The sequence below is a fragment of the Psychromonas saccharinae genome (assembly GCF_051201515.1).
In the GTDB taxonomy this organism is placed as follows: Bacteria; Pseudomonadota; Gammaproteobacteria; order Enterobacterales; family Psychromonadaceae; genus Psychromonas.
Window position 1 is genome coordinate 1,862,734 of record NZ_CP195153.1, and the last position, 21,810, is coordinate 1,884,543.

General features: G+C 37.7%; 17 protein-coding genes. 8 read left to right on the forward strand and 9 right to left on the reverse strand.

Features of this window, described 5'->3' with window-relative positions:
* Nucleotides 1–5 precede the first annotated feature (5 nt).
* The 5 genes from dndE to ACR30L_RS08280 all read right to left on the reverse strand — a co-directional run bounded on the left by dndE (nucleotide 6) and on the right by ACR30L_RS08280 (nucleotide 7,480).
* The gene (gene dndE / locus ACR30L_RS08260; protein WP_435237538.1) at nucleotides 6–356 is read right to left on the reverse strand and encodes a DNA sulfur modification protein DndE; all 351 of its coding nucleotides are present in this window, start codon (nucleotides 354–356) and stop codon (nucleotides 6–8) included.
* A 1-nt stretch (nucleotide 357) separates the two neighbouring features.
* Nucleotides 358–2,361 (reverse strand): DNA sulfur modification protein DndD, encoded by a 2,004-nt coding sequence (gene dndD, locus ACR30L_RS08265; protein WP_435237539.1) that lies wholly within the window; start codon nucleotides 2,359–2,361, stop codon nucleotides 358–360.
* Between the two features lies 1 nt (nucleotide 2,362).
* Entirely contained in the window at nucleotides 2,363–4,129 is a 1,767-nt protein-coding gene (dndC, locus tag ACR30L_RS08270; protein ID WP_435237540.1) for a DNA phosphorothioation system sulfurtransferase DndC, read from the reverse strand.
* A gap of 1 nt (nucleotide 4,130) precedes the next feature.
* Nucleotides 4,131–5,222, reverse strand: a complete 1,092-nt coding sequence (dndB, locus tag ACR30L_RS08275; protein WP_435237541.1) for a DNA sulfur modification protein DndB — start codon at nucleotides 5,220–5,222, stop codon at nucleotides 4,131–4,133.
* A gap of 224 nt (nucleotides 5,223–5,446) precedes the next feature.
* Entirely contained in the window at nucleotides 5,447–7,480 is a 2,034-nt protein-coding gene (locus tag ACR30L_RS08280) for a DNA phosphorothioation-associated putative methyltransferase (RefSeq protein ID WP_435237542.1), read from the reverse strand.
* 403 nt (nucleotides 7,481–7,883) lie between these two features.
* On the opposite strand from ACR30L_RS08280, the gene ACR30L_RS08285 reads away from it, so the two are divergent.
* The 5 genes from ACR30L_RS08285 to ACR30L_RS08305 all read left to right on the forward strand — a co-directional run bounded on the left by ACR30L_RS08285 (nucleotide 7,884) and on the right by ACR30L_RS08305 (nucleotide 12,325).
* Nucleotides 7,884–8,207, forward strand: coding sequence for a hypothetical protein (locus ACR30L_RS08285; protein ID WP_435237543.1), 324 nt, complete (start codon nucleotides 7,884–7,886; stop codon nucleotides 8,205–8,207).
* A 212-nt stretch (nucleotides 8,208–8,419) separates the two neighbouring features.
* Complete coding sequence (locus ACR30L_RS08290; protein ID WP_435237544.1) at nucleotides 8,420–9,253, forward strand: NERD domain-containing protein; 834 nt, start codon at nucleotides 8,420–8,422, stop codon at nucleotides 9,251–9,253.
* Between the two features lie 22 nt (nucleotides 9,254–9,275).
* Entirely contained in the window at nucleotides 9,276–9,755 is a 480-nt protein-coding gene (locus ACR30L_RS08295; protein WP_435237545.1) for a hypothetical protein, read from the forward strand.
* A 558-nt stretch (nucleotides 9,756–10,313) separates the two neighbouring features.
* Nucleotides 10,314–11,477 carry a methyl-accepting chemotaxis protein gene (locus tag ACR30L_RS08300; RefSeq protein ID WP_435237546.1) on the forward strand — a complete coding sequence of 388 codons (1,164 nt, stop codon included), beginning with the start codon at nucleotides 10,314–10,316 and terminating at the stop codon, nucleotides 11,475–11,477.
* A gap of 11 nt (nucleotides 11,478–11,488) precedes the next feature.
* The gene (locus ACR30L_RS08305; protein WP_435237547.1) at nucleotides 11,489–12,325 is read left to right on the forward strand and encodes a hypothetical protein; all 837 of its coding nucleotides are present in this window, start codon (nucleotides 11,489–11,491) and stop codon (nucleotides 12,323–12,325) included.
* A gap of 97 nt (nucleotides 12,326–12,422) precedes the next feature.
* Here the strand turns inward: ACR30L_RS08305 and arfA are convergent, their stop codons facing one another.
* Entirely contained in the window at nucleotides 12,423–12,638 is a 216-nt protein-coding gene (gene arfA, locus ACR30L_RS08310; RefSeq protein WP_435237548.1) for an alternative ribosome rescue factor ArfA, read from the reverse strand.
* Nucleotides 12,639–13,522: 884 nt separating this feature from the next.
* Here arfA and ACR30L_RS08315 point away from each other — a divergent pair.
* Entirely contained in the window at nucleotides 13,523–14,812 is a 1,290-nt protein-coding gene (locus ACR30L_RS08315) for a methyl-accepting chemotaxis protein (protein ID WP_435237549.1), read from the forward strand.
* Between the two features lie 20 nt (nucleotides 14,813–14,832).
* Here the strand turns inward: ACR30L_RS08315 and istB are convergent, their stop codons facing one another.
* Together istB and istA are read right to left on the reverse strand one after the other, a co-directional pair.
* Nucleotides 14,833–15,585, reverse strand: coding sequence for an IS21-like element helper ATPase IstB (istB, locus tag ACR30L_RS08320; RefSeq protein WP_435234394.1), 753 nt, complete (start codon nucleotides 15,583–15,585; stop codon nucleotides 14,833–14,835).
* Nucleotides 15,586–15,594: 9 nt separating this feature from the next.
* Nucleotides 15,595–17,139 carry an IS21 family transposase gene (gene istA / locus ACR30L_RS08325; RefSeq protein ID WP_435234393.1) on the reverse strand — a complete coding sequence of 515 codons (1,545 nt, stop codon included), beginning with the start codon at nucleotides 17,137–17,139 and terminating at the stop codon, nucleotides 15,595–15,597.
* 194 nt (nucleotides 17,140–17,333) lie between these two features.
* Here istA and ACR30L_RS08330 point away from each other — a divergent pair, with 194 nt between their 5' ends.
* Nucleotides 17,334–17,720: a hypothetical protein gene (locus ACR30L_RS08330; protein ID WP_435237550.1), complete on the forward strand. Its 387-nt coding sequence runs from the start codon at nucleotides 17,334–17,336 to the stop codon at nucleotides 17,718–17,720.
* Between the two features lie 433 nt (nucleotides 17,721–18,153).
* Here ACR30L_RS08330 and ACR30L_RS08335 read toward each other — a convergent pair whose 3' ends face one another.
* A complete protein-coding gene (locus ACR30L_RS08335; protein ID WP_435237551.1) occupies nucleotides 18,154–19,563 on the reverse strand; it encodes an amidohydrolase in 1,410 nt (469 codons plus the stop codon).
* A gap of 1,252 nt (nucleotides 19,564–20,815) precedes the next feature.
* Here ACR30L_RS08335 and ACR30L_RS08340 point away from each other — a divergent pair.
* On the forward strand, nucleotides 20,816–21,643 hold the full coding sequence (locus ACR30L_RS08340) for a transporter substrate-binding domain-containing protein (protein WP_435237552.1): 828 nt from the start codon (nucleotides 20,816–20,818) through the stop codon (nucleotides 21,641–21,643).
* Nucleotides 21,644–21,810: the final 167 nt, after the last annotated feature.

Genomic DNA, 21,810 nt, shown 5'->3' on the forward strand with positions numbered 1-21,810 from the left:
TGATTTTATAAAGCTACGGTTAATCCTATTAGACTTTTATGGTTTCTCAATGACGAAATCCCATCCTCAACATGTGCCGCCCAAGCGGCCATTTTTTCTTTTTCATCTAATTCAGGGTAGGTGAGTTTTAAGGTTAGTTCTGTTACTAGCTGAGTTTCACCTAACCAAGTCACTTTATCTAACACTAAGCTCCCATCAAGTTTTTTAGCCGTTTCGTTTGAGTATCTAAAATTAGATTCAATAGAGCGGAAAAATGCAATACGTGAAGATACATTAGGCGAAATACCCGTATAACTTTTAAGTTTTTTTAACTGTTCTTCAGTTGTTTTTGTTAGGTTCATTCGATTGGGTAGCATCTTAATTTACCTCTTGTGCATTATTTTCTTGTTGATCCCAGAAATATCCTGCTTCCAATGTTGATGATTTTGTTGTGCTATCAAATTGAATGTTGAATGAATGGGATATCGCGTTATTAAAGGTAGGATTATTAAAATAACCTTTATCAATTTCTGTGTCAGTTGATAGTATGATCACTTGATGGCTAGCCTCAGGAAAGTAATGCTCGATCAGTTTATCTCGGTGTTTTGAATCTAAACGACCAAGAGGCGTATCTATGATAATCGGTAGTTTTTTACCTGAGGTTTTGCCGAGAGCTTCAAGAATCGCAATTGCATAAATCTGTTTTTCGCCAGCGGAAAGTGCTTTACGACTGATTGCACGTTGGGTTTCATCAATTAACTCAACGTCAAAGCTGGTTGTATTAATACGTGCTGATAGTTTTAAATCTTCTTTACGCGCTAATTTTTTATAACTTTTAATAAATTCAGCTTCAAGTTGTTGAACGCGTACTTGCGTTAGCTTTTTACTAAATTCTCCTAACAATTTATGTGCATTTTGAGCATTGCTTAATGAAGCTTCAGCATTGTATGCGACTTTATGTTTATCGTGTAATCTTTGAATTTTTCTTGCGTAATTAATTGCTTCCCGATATTTATGTTTAGCCGCTTCTACTTTCTCTTTATGATCTAAAATAGCTTGGGTGCGCTTAGCCATTAATTGTTTAACATTTGTTAGTTGTGCTTCTAATTGCTCTTGTTCCGGTGCACGTGCAATATTAATAGAAAGGTCTGCAATGAGAGCTTCTACGGCAGTTAAACGTGTTCTTGCTGCGTCAAAGCGTCTGAAGGAAGCTGGTGATTGCGTATTAATTTGAGAAGTTATGTGATTAAATTCACGGTCAGAGATATCTAATAATACAGGTGTATTTTTTTGATTCGCTATCCGTTCATCTAATTGATTTTTGATAGTTACAATAACAGTTTCAGGTTCATCAATTTCATCTGTCAGTTTCCAACTTAATTCAGTCATAAAACTGGTTAATTCTTTATTAAAACTCGCTGTTTGTTTTGTGGCTTTTTCATTTTCGAGTTGAGCTAATAAATTTTGTAGCGTTTTGGGTGCGAATGAAAAAGGTAGGCTTCCTTCTATTTCGCTACGTAATATTTTTTCAAGTTCTTTGCGTTCAGCTTCTAATGCTAGTTGCTTATTTTTTTCTTGATCACGGCTACTTGCCCAAGCACCTCCACGCAACGAAAGTTCTACTTCGGCAGCATCTATTTCTTTCTTGGTTAAATTAATAACTCCATTGCATTGAGAAGCTTGATGCGCTAATTCGTTAGCTTCTAATTCAGCCTGTTTTCGTGCCTTATCGAGCTTTTCAATTTGGGCTTGAATATTAGCTGGCATTGCTGCTTCGTTATTCCGCTTTAGATAAAGTGATAAGTCGTTACGTAAACGGTCGATAATATCAATCCCCAATAGACGTTTAACTGCTGTCTGTAGTACTTTACCCGATTCGTCTTCAGCTAATTCAGCAATTTTTTCACCATCAAAAAAGAATAAGTCTGCAATGCCTGTTGGAATGATTTCAGTTAAGAAGCTTTGGCATTGGTCATAACTCATTTGTGAAAGCACGGTATTATCTTGTTTAAGTGTGAGTTTATCTTTTTTGCCTAACTCCCATGATCGAGTAACGTTGTATTCTCGTTCTGTACCATTTTGGCTATGATTAAATATTAATTCTATTGATGATTTGTTATCACTTATTCCTACACTTTGATGAATCAATGCATCAAGTTGTTTTTGGTATTCAGGAGTAGATAAACCATGGCCAAAGGCCATACGACCATATAAAGCGACACGCACTGCACTTAATATAGATGTTTTACCGGCACCATTTAAACCACCAAATAGAATGATGGGGGGTTCTGACGTATTATTTTTTGATCGTGGGATTAAATCGATTTCGTGAACACCACGGAATACGCGAAAGTTATTTACAATAAGGCTTTTGATGATCATCTTACAGTTCCACTTTACTTTGAAGTTCTAATGCCGCAATTTCTTGTTCATAATTGCTAATTTGTTCATGATGAATATCAAAGTCGGCTTTACTTTGTAATTGTTGATGCCTTTCTTTAATTTCGTCTAACGAGCCCCAGTCTTGCTTCAGTAAGGAGCCTATTTTATCGAAAACACCAGTACGACGACTCAATCCTTCGAGAGAGATTTCAAGGTCGAGTAATTTTTGAACCATTTCAGCTGACACATTATTTTTCTCACCTAACTCGGATAGAATCTGAGCTTCGATTTGACCAAAATTATTATTATCATTAATAACCCAGTTTAAATCATGACCGTAAACTTCTCGATATATCGTCGGGAGGCTATCTGCCCAGTCAGGCTCATTAGGATCGTTTAACCATTCTTGCCGAATCGCATGCAGTTCAGGTTGAGTGATTAACGTAATTTTATAGCCATCTTCGTTAAATTTTTTCTCTTGAACTAATAATTCTTTTAACCATTCCTGGCGATATTTCATCATGTAGGGGCCTGGAATATGTGCGCGATCATCCTTAATGCTTTGACCTTCTTTCACACGTTGATAGCTTACTTTACCTGTTCTCCGTTTATAGTTTCGGTAGGTCGGTTTATTTTCAGGTATACTTGTACTAGCCAGTTTATCTCTAAAGGAGAGAAGTGGTTGCATCCATTCTTCACCATTTTTAATCAAGCTTTCCATTGCTCGATCTTTATTTACAACGGTGCATGTCCAGCAACCAAAACGGGAGTTTCCACAGGAAGGGGTACTGTCATCGATGACCATCGGGCATTCACCTTGATCAGATGAATCTTTATATAAATTCCATAATGTTATGTTTTTAGAGCCCCATGGGTTTTCCCATTCTAAATCATATTTATTAGCCCATTTTTTGCCAATACCCATCGGTGAAATGGTCACTTCTAAACTACAGGCGCGTAATATTTTCCATACATCATCCATACTCCAAGTATCGATTGGCGTATAAATAAATGCATTAGCTAACGTTGTATGACGAGCAAGACGGGTATCTTTTATTTTATGCTTGGCAATAACTTGCGCACGAGAAGCGCTTTCTTGACTACGCGATCCTAATACGACAATAACTTCGTCATATTTTGAAACTTTGTCTTGAATGAAGTCACTAACTGGATCAATTTTCATACGCTCGGTACACCAGCGGAAACTTTGCGTTGGTGCTGGGTAACCTTTACCAAGTAAACATGCCCAAAACGTTTTATCGGGTTTAGGTAATACTTTATGCGTTGTGATCGGTAGGTTATCTTGCTTTGCTTGATTACCTATTCGCTCTAAAGATTTATTAACATGATCGATTACGAGTGGTGTTTCTACTAATGTATCTGAAGCAACCACGTAAACTTTTTTAGTACGTTTTTCTTCATCTAATGCTAGTAATGCTAAGTAGATTAACGTGACAACTGCTGAAGAGTCTTTACCGCCACTATAGCCAATTACCCAAGGGCGATTATCTGCACAATAGACGTTTTGGACATCATCTATAAAATGTTTTAAAAGAAATCCTTCATGATTTTGATGCTCACGCAATAAATCCCGACATAGGCCTGCACTGTTAACATTTTTTAGTTTGTCATCAAGGTTATTATAAATATCTAATTGTGGTGGTAATGCTTTGCTATTACTGTAGCGTTTGAATCCTGCGAAAAACTCATTTTCTATATATTCAATTTGTTCTTCGTCTAGGCCTTCGGCTCTAAATAATTCAGCCATGTTATGCCTCTGTATTTGTTATATATTTGTTTTCTAATATGCGGTCTTCAGGTGTTAATGGAAGCCCTAAAATTTGTTTTAATGCATTGGTTGTCAATGTAATGTTGGTTGATGCTTTGCTTAGTCGACCATGCTGCATACTACGTTGTGCCCATTCAGGATTCGACTTAAGCCAATTAACATTTTTTAGTTTTTTAATAATATTTTGCCAGTCCTTTGGGTGTTCAGTTAATAATCCACAACCTAATAACCCTAGTGCATGTAAACCAACGCCATGAGCATGAATATATTCCTGACGAAATAGTGAGGGAGAAAGTTCTTTTTTAAGCACCATTTGCCATTCAGGTGTAGCTTCAAAAATGGCTTCCCAGTACTGATTTGCTAACTCTTTTTCTTCTTCAGTGAATCCCTCTTTAACACCTTTACTTAGTAATGCGCGATTTGCTTGTTTTAAGCTACTCAAAGTGAATAGTTTATTACTTTTAGAGCTAATACTAGATTTCTCCATTTCAGTAAAACCAGCAAAGGGTTTAATATGTTTGGCTTGGTATCTTGCTAGCTCAGAACTCACATCGCGATGATCATATAAAGCGCCTAGAGAAGGGCTTGGTTTGACAGCATATTTGTTTAAATCTGCAAACATTTGTTGACTGCGTTTTAAGCCTTCATCGACAAAAAATAATACTGCAATATTATCATGTGCAATATCAGGATTTTCTTTTAATGCGGCTTCAATGGCTGCCCGTCGATGTTGGCCATCGTTAATTAAAATTTGCGCATCCATTGGAATACTCAATGTGCCTAAGTTAGACATCGCTGATTCTTTAAAATTTACTTTAGAAGCAACGGAAGCGGTCAATGCTGAAAATACGTAATCTTTTGGGTTTTCTACTAGATAACGGACCATGTCAGGAATTCGAGATTTATTTAATTGTCTTTGTGCTCTAAGCTCCGGAGGCACTTCTTCTTCATTAAATATAAAGATCTTGGGTATTGTACTTAAGGGGCATGTTGCAATATAAAAAGGCTTCCCAGCTTGGATCCCTCTAACAGCAGGAAAAGAATAACAGTAGCTATCTTGTGAATCATTCATAATAAACCCTTACGTTATATTTGACGTTATATCTAAATGTTACGTTATATTTAACGTTTTATCAATTGGGTTTTTAATATTTTACACCTAATAACCGATATTGTTAATGTACTGATATGTTAATTTTAACGTGGTGGTTATTTACACAGTTATTTGGCTAGCTGAGTAGATTATGATGGGTGTGTGAATTATAGATAAATCGATAGTATGGAAGAGTTGTGTAATTAATTTTTTATTGATGATTTGATTGTAAACCCAACCACTTTTTTGTTTTCTGAATTCAATTTCGAATCAAATTCACCTCGCGATAACAATACGTCTTCATTTAAATTAGTGTTTAGCAATTTTGCTAATCGCTTATCAAAACTAATCTGTTTTTTGTAGTTCACGAATGTTTCGTCAATCAATGCGCCTTTATTCAATAATGGTGGTCTTCTACTTTCGTTGATGTAATCGAAGAAATCGATATCTTGATCAGCCATTTTGATTTTTATCCGTTCAACAAGAAAAGGGACCGCTTTATTTTCAAAATCATCGTAATTGGTCAATGTTACTTTTCCTGATGTGATGTGTATTTTAATTAAATCAATCGCTTCGTCTATTTCTCCATACATTTGTAATGCAGCATCAACATAGACTCGTAATAGAAGGGGAAGTTGGTCGATGAAGTTTTTATGCAGAATGAGTGAATGGCCTTTGTTAGTAATGCTTGCGGGGAGGCTGGCGTTTGCTTTGTTACATTGCTCTTCAATTAGGTCAATATCTGAGATTGCGTAGAGTAATTCAGTGGCAAGGTTTAAAGCCGTTTTGTACTCTCCGAAGTGCGTTTTTATATCTCGTTTTAGGTTGTCAGGTTGTTGAGTATAGGGCTTTCGTTTTTCAAATAGGCTCATTGCGAAATACAGGAGTAAATCTTCTTTGCGTTTTTGCTGTGCTTGTGCAAATTCCGACGTGTTATATAGTTCTTCAAGCAGTGTGAATGTTTTTTTAAATGAGCCAGTGAGTGATTTAATTTCTTCAGCTTGTTGGAATTCGTTATTGGCCGGAATTCGACCTAATGCTAAACAACGTTGCCAAAAGGCGTTAAATAATGCTTCATGTTGCGTGATTAATAGTTTCGCTTTGTCTTTTTGAGCAATAGGCTCTGGAGAGGTCAGTTGTTGCCAATTATTGTGTCGTTTATATTTGTTTTGTAAGTAGTTTTGTTCTGCCAGTTTATCCTTGAAAATATAGAAAATACCGGGGGCGACGGTGACGGTTATTTCATCTAAATGCCTTTCGATATAGGCTTTTATTTCACTTTGTGCGAAGTATTTTTGAAATGTGTTTCGTGAAGTAATCACGCCATCTTTATAAGGTGTGAATTGGTTGATATAACTCTCATTGGCCAACATCACAGATACAACTAATAGTTTATCGGCAAGTTCCCATGCTTTTATAAGTGCTTCAAGTCTTTCATCTTGGTCTTCTATTACATTAAGAACAAAACCTATATTTACAATGTCAGAGGCTACTTTGTCATTATCCGGTTGGAAATTAGGATCCCACCCGATGACATCAAGGCCATGCGCTTCGAGTTCGCGTAAATCATCTCCTCGTCCGCATCCATAATCAAAAATTGTATAATCACCTTCGAGAAATCCATTTTTAGCAAGGGTTTTCATTGGTGCGGAAAGTTCATGTCGCACAATAGCTGTTCGGTGCCTGTCAATTTCATTCTCATCCGAAGGGGGAACGATTGCTGAGTTTCTGAACAGTCTGCCGTCGACTAATTCATATCCATGTCGATGAATTAAGTTTATCCAAGTTTGTTTAAAACCAATTATGCGGGTATTTTCATATAATCCGGCATTTTCACCCTCTGCTGTGATTTGGGAGAAGTGTTCAAAATGAGGATTGCTTGCTAGGACCATCGTTTCTTTACGATGCAAAATAGGTGGGTTTTCAGAATTTGAATAGTCAGTTATGCGATGCGACAGTTTAGTTAAATCTACGTTAATGCTTTTTAATAATGCAGGATAGGAGTCGGTGTAAAAATCGGGGTAACTAAGTAATGAAAGGCGAAATTCTTTTTTAAAAAGTTTAACGAGGTGCCAAGTTTCTTCTTCAACTTTTAGCGCCTTTGCCACCGCAGGTATAAAACCTTTCAACGTATCGGGGATTGCCGTGAATGCATCTTTATGTATATATATGGCATCAGGTAATTTTTTCCCTACTGTAATTTGTTTAACTAGCTTTGCGAATAGTTGTGCATCCATTGCCTGTTACCTCAATAGTTCTTAATTTATCAAATAGCTTACCAAACGATATCTTATTGATAATATGTTTTGCAATGTTATGACTCTGGTTATTGTAAGCAGTAGTGAAATAAGTTTCATCTATTCCGGTATTAAGCTTCCTGTTCTAAGCGCTCGAGAATGACTTGATCTTTTTATTCTGCGTTTCTACATCTTATCTCTCGATAGAACTCTTCTGCTATGACTATATATATTCAATTTTAATTGCTAAAAAGCCCCGCGTGATTCATTTTAGCGCATGTCATGCACTTAATTGTAACATTCTGATAACATTTTATATTTATTCCTTTATTTTACAATGTGTTGAATTTTGGAATAGAAATTGTATCACCTATTATTCAATCTAATTAATAGGTGAGGTGCAATGAACACGTTAATCGCTTTTCCAATCAAGAAGATCATTGACTATGTCGGGCTACAGGTCGTGATTATCATTTATATTATGCTTATTTTATTGGCAAATATTATCCAATTTTTGGAATCGGCGGCGTTAATTTTTGTACCGAATATTGCGTTATCAGGGGTATTAGTGTTGTTACTGTATTGCTCGATTGGATTATTTTTTGTTTTTAGGCAAGAGACGGCATTGTTTAATCAGTTGTTTACGACTGTCAATCCTGAAACCTTTGATTATCGCGAACTTAATACAAGCTCTTTGGTCAGTTCGAATGCGTTGGGGAAATTTTAATAAAAGTTAATCTTTTAATGTTATAGAAGAAATAGCTGTGTTAGTGGGCTATTGTGTTACAGAAAATATTTGGTATCAGCTGATTACGAATAACTTTGACTATAAAATAAAATACGTGGTTGAAAGTGTATGATGTTTTGCAAGGTTAAGATGAGTGATTAGTTAACCTTTTGTATTTAATAAGTGAGTTAAGCACCATGGATTATAGCGTAATGTTAAATGGGGTTGTTGAAGGCCTTATGAGAATTGCTTTTCAGTTGTGGTATTTATTTCCAATATTACTATTTGGCATCATCATCAAAACACCTTGGTTTAAGGGGAAGGCTGGTGAATTTTTAGTTAACTTTTTACTTAGTAAGCGTTTGGATAAAAACAAATATTGCTTAATTAAAAACGTTACTTTACCAACTGAGAATGGCACCACACAAATTGATCATATTGTTGTTTCACAATTTGGTGTTTTTGTTATAGAAACGAAGAATATGAAGGGCTGGATATTTGGTTCCGCAAAGCAAAAGCAGTGGACACAAAAGATATTTAAATATACTGGGAAATTTCAGAATCCATTGCATCAAAATTATAAACATACACAAACATTAGCTGCTTGTTTAGAGATCCCTTCTGAGTTTATCTATTCGGTTGTTGTGTTTGTTGGTGATAGTACGTTCAAAACGGATATGCCGGATAATGTCACCTATGCGCGAGGTTGCGTTAAATATATTAAATCCAAATGCAATATCGTTTTTTCTGATAGCCAGGTAAATGGAATAATTGTAGAAATTGAAGCAGGTAGGTTAAGTCGTAATTTTAAAACTAACTTTCAACATAATAAACACGTAAAACAGATTGTGGCTAGCAAACAATCAATAGATAAAACTCGAGTAGTTAATACTATTAAAGGTAATGAAACAAAAGCGCCTGTTTGCAATAAGTGCGGTTCAATAATGGTTTTAAGGGAAGTTAAAAAAGGACATAATTTGGGAAATAAATTCTGGGGCTGTAGGGCCTTTCCTAAATGTAGGTCTATGATTAAAATCGAACAATAATTCATGTTAGCTGAGGAAAATAATGGATCCAGTCACAGCATTTATAGCTGCCTATTTAACTGCAACAACAAATCAAATCCATAATCAAGTAGGTGATATATTAGGAACTGAAATTCAAACTGAAACGATTGAGTATCAAGGGATGCCTATTTCTTTTCAATATCAAATCTGGAAGATTAGAGATAAATCTGTTTGTTCTGATAATAAAGGTAATGCTAACTACTCAATGTGTACTATCAAAGCTAAATCATTATTTAGTGAAATGTGTGAAGGTTTAACCAAGAGTACTAGTTCAAATTGGAAGGTTAAAAAAGCACGATCCATGTATTGTAATGCCGCTATTAATTATAAACCTTTTATCGCGCAAATATCTGATGCAAAAGAGAAAACAGAAGCACGTAAAAAAGAGAAAAAGTGTAATTTATTAATATTGAAAACGATGGATAATCATCACCCTGAGCTAATTGATGAAAGGGATTTAGCTTGCGGTAAAACAAAATAAAAAATATTGTTTAGTATTACAGTTTTGATATATGAAGTAGTAATAAGCTTTCCTTTTTGACTAATTTTGGTACTTTTATTACTGTTTTTGGGACAATGCTCTTTCATGGAAGTATTTGTTCCACACACAGATCAGAAATTTCATACGATAACCAAGCTTGCCTTTAAATATTTTTTGTAGAATACCAAATGAAATTTAAGCATTAATTGTTCTATATTGTCGGGTAATAATTACGCAGTAGTTTTTCTTGAAGTGAAGCTTATTTAATAGGCGAGCGTATATCAGACCGTTAATGCTTCAAACTTATCATTCATTCTTTGTTGTTATTAACCCTAATTTCATCGGTAATGTTTATGCATCGAAAATAATTAGAAGTTATCACCACACCTATTTAATTTTTCTAAAAAGCCTCTGCGTGATTCATTTTAGCGCATTTCATGCACTTAATTGTAACATTCTGATAACATTTTATATTTATTCCTTTATTTTACAATGTGTTGAATTTTGGAATAGAAATTGTATTACCTATTATTCAATCTAATTAATAAGTGAGGTGCAATGAACACGTTAATCGCTTTTCCAATCAAGAAGATCATTGACTATGTCGGGCTACAGGTCGTGATTATCATTTATATTATGCTTATTTTATTGGCAAATATTATCCAATTTTTGGAATCGGCTGCGTTAATTTTTGTACCGAACGTTGTGTTATCTGGGTTATTGGTGTTGTTACTGTATTGCTCGATTGGATTATTTTTCGTTTTCAGGCAAGAGGCGACATTGTTTAATCAGTTGTTTACGACTGTTAATCCTGAAACCTTTGATTATCGTGAACTTAATACAAGCTCTTTGGTCAGTTCGAATGCGTTGGGGGAGTTGCTTTTTTCTTATCGAGAAATTGGCCGAATTAATACCGAAAATAAAAATAAACTTGAGGAGGTGGCTTTTTCTGCTGTGCAGGTCATTGATACGGCTCATGCGGTCACTGAAAATGTGCATAAGCAATCCGATGCGACTACTTCAACGGCTGCTGCGATTAATGAAATGACGACGTCGTTGCAGGAGGTCAGTACGCGAATTGGTGATGTACACGGCGCATCTCGTACGGCCTTTGAAACGGCTGAACAAGGTCGACAAGCGGTGACTACGTTAAAAGTCGCGTTAAAAGATGTTTCCTTTGAAGCACATGAAACGGCTCGAGATATTGAGCAGTTAATGACATTGGCGAATGCGGTTGCTGCTACCTCTGAATCTATACAAGGTATTGCAGACCAAACAAATTTATTAGCACTGAATGCGTCTATTGAAGCGGCTAGAGCGGGGGAGTTTGGGCGTGGATTTGCGGTCGTCGCCGATGAAGTGAGGACGCTGGCTAATCGTTCTCATCTGGCTGCCAATGATATTGTGATGAATGTTAATTTGGTTATTCAACAGGGCAATAAAATTAATGCCAGTATGGCGAAGGTGGTGAGTCAATCGTCACAATCGAATCAGGAAGCAGACCATGTCGATCAAGCATTACAGGAGATTGAAAATGCAACCTTTGAGGTGCAAGAAAAAATGGAGGTGGTGGCGACTAACGCGGAACAACAAACAATAGCGACGAATGAAATAGCCCATCATATTGAATCGGTGGTGCAAGGAGCAAGAGATAATGCGGGTATTGCAAAACAAGCCGAAACCGTTGCGACGCATTTGAAATTACTGACTCAAGATTGTTAAGGAGATAGCGTATGGGAATAACTATTGTTTTAATCGTTTTGATACTGGCCTGTGTCATATTTAGTCATTATTACCAACTAAAACGTAAGGTGCGTTTGCAAAAGGAGGGGTTAACGATTATTTTGCATGTTAAAGCTTTACTCGGGTTAATACAGGCCCATCGAGGGGTAAGTTCTGCGTGGTTAAATGGCGATAAGAGTAAGCATGCTTCTTTAGTTGTCCTTGAACAACAAATAAACGAGGAGCTTGATTATTTGCATCAACAGAAAACAATTATTGAAAATAGCCGTTGGGATTCTTTTATCGACCATTGGGGGCGTTTGATTAAGTATGATGCGGGGTGTGATATAGACAATAATTTTCATCAACATACACAATTAATCGTTGGCTTATTGTACTTGCTGGAAGATTGCGCTGAGTTTCATTGTTTGAATGCGATTGCTTTACCCAAACTTCCCGCTATTGGCCTTGTGTGGAGAGAGCTCGTGGGGGCAACTGAATCGATTGGTCAGTCAAGAGGAATCGGCGCTGGAGTTGCTACGCGCAAACGTTGTTCGAGTGTGAATAAAATACGACTTTCTTTTTTACAGCAAAATATTCAAAAAACGACTAATCAAACCTTAACCAAACTCTCTTCTCTAGATGAATTTACTGCTAAACATGTTGATTTGTTGAACGTGGCGCAATTAAAAATGATGGCGTTGAGTGACACCATTGATAAGGAGTTAATTGAGACTGACAATATCACGATTAACCAAGATGTGTATTTTGCATTAGCAACGGATTGCATTAAGGCGATTGATAATATATTCGAGCTTCAAGTGCAACAGATTGAGCATATTATTTAGTTGAGGAGTGTAATCGGCGCTGTGTTTTGTTGTTTTTGTTATTTCCGACAGGGGGTAAATAGGAGAGTTAGAATGCTATCAAATAAGGGCTGTGTGGTTAAGCCGCTATTTGGTAACACTCTTTCCCTGAGTGTTTTGCTTTACGCTTAAACGCGCCTTTTCCTTTTTTCGGTTTTACTACGCGCATTGCAAATACTTTGCTGGTCACTAATGCCGCCATTGCAGAATGGTTGATAGTGCCTCGTGCAATATCGGTTTGTTTTTGTGCAGTATCAAGCGTTATTGCTTTGACCACTTTTTTGTTTTTAGCCATGTTGTACCTCTTTTTAATGATTAATATTCATACTAACATCTTATTGGGGCGCGCACTATATCCCTTTGCTGGCAAGAGTAAATAGTTATTTTGATTTATTTTTAGAGTTGAAAAGTAAGGGATATTGTTTGTCGTTAATGAAGGACAGATGGTGCATACAGCACACCCTACATTTTTAGCGCTGCTTGCTGGGTTGTGAGGACAAGACTTACACAACCAAGCAATTTAGCTATTAATTAATTCTTACAGTAACCATAATGCACTGAATTTATTAGTTATTTGGTTCTAATATCTATGACGTTGGGGCAGCGACTTTAGTCGCTCGGTTTAAAAAAGAACACCATGCTTTGCATGATAGGTCGACTGAAGTCGACGCCCCAAAATAAGTGGTTTGGTGTGTTTTTCGATGTTAGGACTTAGGTTATCTGTTTGAGGTTTTCGGATTCAGGAATTTGTCCTGCTTTGTTGTTGTTTTAGTGGCAATAAATGAATAGTTTGGGTATTAAAAACAACGTGCGGGACTGAAGTCCCATGTCCGGGGCTTGGTGTGATTTTCGGATTCAGGACTTTAGTCCTGTGGCTTTGGTTTTGGTTTTTTGTGGTGATAAATGGGTAGTTTTGATGTGTATGACCTTGGGGCAGCGACTTTAGTCGCTCGATTTATAAACAACACCATGCTTTGCATGATAGTCGACTGAAGTCGACGCCCAAAATAAGTGGTTTTGTCGTGTTTGATTGGTTGCTGAGATAGTGCGGTAAATATCTCCTCGGTTATTTGCTGTGTTTTTAAATCACAGCTTTATATTTGTACTACAATATTATTTCACATGCACATTCCGTGCTTTTTTATTGCAATTGAAGCCATTTATTAAGAAGGATTTACAATGAAGTTGTCTAAACAATTAGCCATATTAGTTGCGTTATGCGCGATTGGGTTACTGGTTTTAAGTATGCAATCTCTGAATATTATTAAGTCGAATTTAACCGATGCGAGAAAGCATGAGATTCATAATATTTTAATGTTGGCGAAAGCACAGGTGTCTGAATATGTTGAATTAGAGCAAAAGGGGATGATGTCGCGCGATGAAGCTGAAAGCAAAGTTATCGATATGTTGTCGAAAATGCGCTCGGGAGATTCCTATATTTGGGCAAATGGGCATGATGCGAAATCGAAAGTTCACCCTAATGCCGCACAACTTGGTCAAGTGCAAGATAGTTATCAGTCTTCTGTGCGGGCTTTACAAGGTGTTGATGTGGTGTTTAGTGAAGGGCAATACCCAAAATCAGGTGCTCAAGGATTGTTTCAGAAAATTAATGGCATGATGATGATACCCGAATGGAAATGGGTGTTTGGGTATGGAATTTATGTTGATGATTTAGAAGCTGATTTTAAAAATACGGCGATTGATTTTTCAATCGTAGGATTCATTATTCTAAGTGTTATTATTTTAGCGACGATTATATTAGCGCGGGCTATTTTAAAGAATATATTAAGAAATATCGGTGGTGAGCCAACCTACGTAACGCTGGTTACAAATCATATTGCAAATGGGAATTTAAATGAACCGATTGAAGGCCAATTTGAAGATGATAGTTTATTGGCATCGGTTGCTCGAATGCAGAAATCATTAAAAGGCATGGTTGAAAAAATTCAGCAAAGTTCGGTTCAGCTGACCCATGCATCACAAGCATTGAATGATCAAATGACGAATATTTCAATCGCATCGCATCAAACTGCAGACAGTTCTCAAGCAACGACGGTGGCAATTCAACAGATGTCGGCTTCGATTGAGGAGATTGCTGAAAGTATTAATCAAACGGAACAAAATTCAGCGGTTTCCTTTGAATTATCTTCAAATGCAGAGGAGTCTGTACAGCAATCTGCAAATAGTATTAATGAAATTTCGAGTGAGATTTTGTCTTCATCGGATGAGATTGCCAGTTTGCAAAAACGGTCATTAGAAATTGGTCATGTTATTAATGTTATTCGCGATATTGCTGAGCAAACCAATTTACTTGCTTTAAATGCCGCGATTGAAGCCGCTCGTGCTGGTGAAACAGGTCGTGGCTTTGCGGTGGTTGCCGATGAGGTTAGAACACTCGCTTCACGCACGGTGCGTATTAACATGAAGAAGATCACTGATTACCATCCATGGAGATCGCTAACTCTCTAATCAACAGGACCTCGTTTAATCTACTTTTTTTGATCTCCATGAGTCAATGGTTTTATCATTTTTCTCATCGATTCTCCTTCTAATTCTATTTTAATTGACCGGTGTACTAATCGATCGAGTATTGCATCGGCATGTGTCGATTCACCTATCATTTCATACCAATTCGATATCGGTAATTGACTGATTATTAATGTGGCGTGATGGTCGTAGCGACCATCAATAAGCTCAAGTAAGTCACTACGTTGATTCGCATTTAATGGCTCTAGACCCCAGTCATCAATGATCAGTAAATCTGCTTTAATAAGTTTACCGATAAGCTTTCGGTAACTGCCTTCTGCCTGCCCAAGGTACATCTGCTCGAGCAACTCTTTTAGCCGGAAGTAGAATACTGTTTTACCTTGCCTACAGTGCTCGACTCCAAGTGCGCAGGCAATATAGGTTTTACCGCATCCCGTTGCACCAGTGATGACTAAGTTATGCGCATGATTCAACCATTCACTTTGGCTTAACGTCCTTATCTGGGCTTTATCTAGGTTACGGCTAGCTTTGTATTGGATATCACCAAGCGCAGCTCTTTGCCTGAACTTAGCTTGCCGGGTAAGCCTCTCAATACGTCGTTGTTGACGTTGTGTAAGCTCTTGAGCCAGAAGTACCTGCAAACGCTCAGTAAAGCTTAATTCAGCATAGGTATTTGCTTGCATAAGTTGTTGTTCAAGAGCATCACGCATGCCTGTCAGTTTTAATTGATTAAGTTGTTGTGTAATTTCTTGCATAGTCTTTCCCTAGTGATAGTAATCATTGCCACGTATATTTTGATGTTCGATCTCGGATAATAAATCAGGCTGTTGCTCTAATATTGGTGTTTTATCCAATCCTTTTTGCAGTATATTAATTATATTTCTAAGCCGATTAGCCCCCGTAATAAGACCGCGTTCACAAGCCTTTTCTAACCGAGTTTTGCTGTATTTCGACGATAAATTAAGTAGCCCTAAACATGAACGATAAGCTTGCTCTGGGTGCTTTCGGCTTGCTAGATGCGTTTGTACTAGCGCGAGTGTATTTGGGCCAATACTCTTAGCCCAGCTTTCAAACCGTGCTGGTGACCATTGCTGTTTTTGATGAGCTTGAGGCATATGCACATCTTGTGTGGTATGCCTTCCGGCTTGATACGAGCGAGGATGAGTTGCAACCGTATTCCCCTCAAACTTTAAGGTGATAAGCTGGCCTGTTACCAGGGCTTCAAGCTGCTTTTTAACAAGGTTATAAGGTACTGAGTAATAGTGTTTTTCGATTTCAACGTGGTAATCGATATTAACGCGAACATTTTTAACATAGGTGAACTGATAAACTGAGTCCGGTAAAGGCTTTAGCGCGGGTTTATCGATACGTTGAAACAACGATATACGGGATTCATTATATTGCTTCATCACTTTATTGTTCATCCAACTGAGCAACTCGGCTATGCGCTGATTGAGTTGCTTTAGACTGAAGAAGGTCTCTTTACGAACCCTGGCCATTATCCAACGCTCAACAATCAGTACGCCTACTTCAGCCTTTGATTTATCCTTCGGTTTATAAGGTCTTGCGGGGATGATAGCCGTATCATAATGTGCGGATAGCTGATGGTAAGTAGGGTTCAAATCTGGTTCATAGCGACAGCTTTTATGAACACCACTTTTAAGGTTATCAGGGATAACCATTTCAGGGACGCCACCAAGAAATTCAAAGCAACGTACGTGACTCATTATCCAGTCTTCCAACTTTTGAGACCAAGTTGCTTCTGCATAGGTATAGTTGCTCGCCCCCATAACCGCGACAAAGACTTGGGCATTTCGATACTCACCTGTATCAGGGTTAACGATAGCAATCGTAGGACCGCAGTAATCGACAAACAGCTTTTCACCCGCATGATGCGTTTGTCGCATTGATAAGCGTAGCGTTGAGCACCACTGTCGGTACATGCGACAGTAATGGTTATAACTGTAATAGCCAGCCGGATTGCTATCAGCATATTCCTCCCACAAAAGTTGCAAGGTCATATACTTACGTGTTTTAAGCTCATCTTGCACGACTTGCCAGTTTGGTAAGCTGTGTTTTTTCAGTGGCGCTTTGGTTTTTAGAAAGGTGTTTTTGAGAGTAACGTCATCCCAGGTATCGTCTAGCGGCCAATCCATGATCCCCATTTTTGCGGCTCGAGCGCAATAGCGAGAGACAACGGAGGGGGAAATAGATAGGCTCTTCGCTATTTGCCTATGGCTTAGTTTTTGTCCGTATTTGAGGCGGAGTATATCTTTTAATTTTTTCATCGTTATAGGTACTGTTGACATGGTTACTCTCATCACATTAAAAAATGACAGAGTAACGGTTAAACACACCTATTGACTAGAAAGTGAGCAAATCAATAACATCGATGAAGATCGCTAAATAACATTTTGGCTCAAAACTGATCTCCATGAATGTTATTTGCTGATCTAAGTTGATGTTATTAGGTGATCTCGATGGATGTTATTAGCTGATCTCCATGGATGAAAATATGCACACGGCGACGGCTACCGCTGAAATTACGAAAACAATTGGTTTAGTGCAGTCCGATACCGATAGCGTGACAAAAACCATGAATGCGGTGTTACCAAAAGTTGAAGCGAGTGTGGCAAGTTCAAATCAAGTTATTGATATGTTATCGAATATTCGTACTGCTTCAGATGAAACCTTAACGATGATCCGTGGTGTTTCGAGTGCATCGGAAGAGCAAAGTAAAACAACGCAAAGTCTTGCTGTTAATGCAGAGGAAATTTCAGGAACGATTCAGGCAACTGCAGAAGCTATTGTGAATTCGAAACACAGTACCGACGAGTTGAAAGCTTTGGCGTTGGAATTACATAATAGTGTGAGTTATTTTAAAGTGTAATGGTATTAGATATTTGAACTCCATTTTGTCGAGGAAATTGCTTTATTCTAATATCGATGACCTTGGAGCAGCGACTTTAATCGCTCGGTTTAGAAAAGAACACCCTGCTTTGCATTATAGGTCGACTGAAGTCGACGCCCCAAAATAAGTGGTTTTGGTGTGTTTTTCGATGTTAGGACTTAGGTTACCTGTTTGATGTTTTCGGATTTAGAAGTTTGTCCTTTTTTGTTGTTGTAGTGGCAATAGATGAATAGTTATGGTGTGTATGACGTTGGGGCAGCGACTTTAGTCGCTCATTTTTGGCGAAAACGTCGTGCGAATTTCTCTGAGGGTATTAATCCGTAAAATAGGTTAAATGATTATTGTGATGGGGAATATATAGATTATCTTTCTAGATGAATTAACGGGCTAAACTGAGTTAGCCCGTTATTTTTTACTGTACTATTTCACCGCTGTCGATGATTGTTTTTCTGACAACATCGGTGAATTTTAGCGCTTCTTCACGTATTTTGTCTTCGTCTACTGTGAGTACTTTTTTATCTTCCATCAGTATTTTCCCATCTACAATAGCATGGCGAACATTGGTCGGATAAGCAGAATAAACCAATGCTGAGTATGGGTTATAAACTGGTACCATATTCGCAGCTTTAGTATCAATAACGATGATATCTGCGAGTTTGCCCACTTCTAATGAACCAATTTTATCTTCCATATGTAAGGCACGTGCAGCGCCCATGGTTGCCATATCGATTACTTTAACGGGTGGCATTGCTGCGCGGTCATGATTAATGAGTTTGTGTACTTTTGCGACTTGGCCAAACTCTGCAATAGTACTTAAGTTGTTGCCTGACATTGGACCGTCGGTGCCAAGGCCAATACGCACACCTTCGTCATACATTTTAAGTGCAGGTGAAACACCTTTCGCAGACTTGATATTTGCACTCATATTATGCGCGACGCCCATATCACTTTCTTTGACTAACTCAATGTCTTTATCGTCGACTAAAATCATGTGTGCACCGACTAGGTGGCTGTTTAGCGCGCCAATATCATGCATGTATTGCACTGGGCTTTTGCCATCACTGCGCTCTGCTATTTTTTCAGCTTCACGACTTGATTCTGCTAAGTGAATCAACACGGGAACGTCTTTTTCTTTCGACAGTTGTGCAACCTGTTGTAGGACTTCGGTAGTGTTGGTGTAGGGTGCATGTGGTGCAAATGCAGGGGTGATACGCGGATGATCTTTATATTCTTCAATGAAGTTAAGTGCGTAGTTAATGCCTTCCTGTGCATTTTTAGCATCGGCAACGGGGAATTTAATAACGGTTTCGCCTAGGATTGCGCGCATACCAATTTTATCGACGGTTTTTGCAACTTCATCTTCAAAGTAGTACATGTCTGCGTAGGTTGTTACGCCGCCTTTAAGCATTTCAACATTACCGAGGTTGGCACCAATTCGGACCATATCACGTGATACTAATTTTGATTCAAGTGGGAAGATATAGCGATGTAGGCGATCGGGTACATCATCTGCTAATGAGCGAAATACGGTCATTGAAACGTGTGTGTGGGTATTAATTAAACCTGGCATGACAATATCACCATCAACGTCGAGGGTTGTATCTGCTTGGTATTTATCAGCGAGGGATTTGTCGCCAACCGCAATGATTTTGTTGCCATTAATAGCGACGGTACCTGATTCATAAACGGTTTTATCGGCGTTCATGGTGAGAATGGTGGCATCGGTGATAAGTAGGTCAATATTGTCGGCTGCAAAAGATGAAGCGGTAAACAATGGTGTCGTCGATATTGCGGCTGCGATTAAGGTTTTTTTTAAGTTCATAGGTCATCCATTTTGTGAACAGGTAAGGGAAGGTGTTATTAAATTTAGGGCTAATCTTTTGAAAATTAAATAAAATTAGCAGTCGGGTTTAAATATTAGCAATAAAACCGGTGTGTAGCGATTGATTTTACATGTCGATGTTGGTTGATGAATAAACTCGTTTGAATTTTGGTGTCTCGTGTCGAGATTTGTATATTACTTATCGGAGTTAGGTTTAAGGTTTTTTATGTGAAAATTATAACCAACTGAATTTATTTACTTTTTTAATTACATGATATTTATGTTGTTGGGGCAGAGACTTCAGTCGCTCGGTTTAGAAAATAACACCATGCTTTGCATGATAGGTCAACTGAAGTCGACGCCCCAAAATAAGTGGTTTTGGTGTGATTTTCGGATTCAGGAGTTTGTCCTGTTTTGTTGTTGTTTTAGTGGCAATAAATGGATAGTTTGGGTATTAAAAACAACGTGCGGGACTGAAGTCCCATGTCCGGGGCTTGATGTGATTTTCGGATTCAGGACTTTAGTCCTGTGGCTTTGGTTTTGTTTTCTGTGGTGATAAATGAATAGTTTTGGTGTGTATGACGTTGGGGCAGCGACTTCAGTCGCTCGGTTTAGAAAAGAACTCCATGCTTTGCATGATAGGTCAACTGAAGTCGACGCCCCAAAATAAGTGGTTTTGGTGTGATTTTCGGATTCAGGAGTTTGTCTTGTTTTGTTGTTGTTTTAGTGGCAATAAATGGATAGTTTGGGTATTAAAAACAACGTGCGGGACTGAAGTCCCATGTCCGGGGCTTGATGTGATTTTCGGATTCAGGACTTTAGTCCTGTGGCTTTGGTTTTGTTTTCTGTGGTGATAAATGAATAGTTTTGGTGTGTTTTTCGATGTCATGAATTAGGTTTAACTCCCTCTATACTCAGTCATCTTATTTTGACAAATAATTATTCCATTGATTAATTGTGGTTAAAAAACAAACGAACATAAGGTTGCCAAACAATGTTTATTCATAAAAAGTGAATAGTTGTTCGATGTTGAAGCGGCAGGGGCTATGTCTTGATTTGGTTTTTTGTTGTGGTTAAAAAATAAACAACTTAGTTTTACAAACGTTTTTATATATGCTTAAACTATTAAAAGCAATAGCAGCCTAATCCTCAGACAATTAGGAATATATGCTATGTTTATACCGTGCAATTTTGCATAAGGGGAGAGGTATGATCCCCAAAAAAATTAAACTATTTAACTCATGGAGGAAGTATGAAGTTAGTTAAGAAAATTTCCATCGCAGTTGCTTCAATTGCAGCATTAAGCGCTTTTTCAGCCGCGAATGCAGACCAGCTAGATAAAGTCATTGATCGAGGCACCCTGAACTGTGGTGTTGTTCTTGACTTTCCACCAATGGGGTACACAGATAAAAACAATGAACCAGCTGGTTTCGATGTTGATTACTGTGATGATTTAGCAAAGGTATTAGGTGTTAAATCCAATGTGATTAATTTAACTTGGGCTGATCGTATCCCTTCTTTAATCTCTTCTAAAACAGACGTGGTTATTGGTTCTACCTCTGATACCTTAGAACGCGCGAAATCGGTTGGTTTCACTTACCCGTATTTTGTATTTAAATTTCAAGTTTTATCTAAGAAAGGTGTGAAAATGACATCTTTTGACGATCTTAAAGATGTTAAAGTGGGTGCCGCAATTGGTACTACCTATGAAACTGAATATTTTAAATATGCAGATAGTAAAGGATGGGGACGTGCAAACTATACGTCGTTTAAATCTGAAAACGATGCCTTCCTCGGTTTATACCAAGGTAAAATCGATGCGCTTGTTTCAACCAATACTAATATCGCAACTAAATTGGCATCGGGTCAGTTTGATAATTTCGTAGCAGGTCCTTATGTGCCTAACTATGATGATGTGGTTGGTATTATTGCTAAACGTGATGAACTTGCTTGGATTAATTATTTAAATCTATTTTTAGTTCATCAAATTCGTGATGGTCGTTTAAACGAACTGCATGTTAAACATTTTGGCTCACCTGTTTCACCGGATATGGTGAAAGCATTAGTTGAAAATAAATAAGTTTTAGAATAGATAAGTCTCTCCTTGGATGAGAGGCTTATTTTACTTAAGGGGCTTTTTGTTATGTGTTGCGATAACACATTGTAAAGTCACCTAAGTATCGTTGTTCAATTCCAATCCCTCCTGGCATTATTTCATTTGCTGGATGTATATTGTTATCAATACTC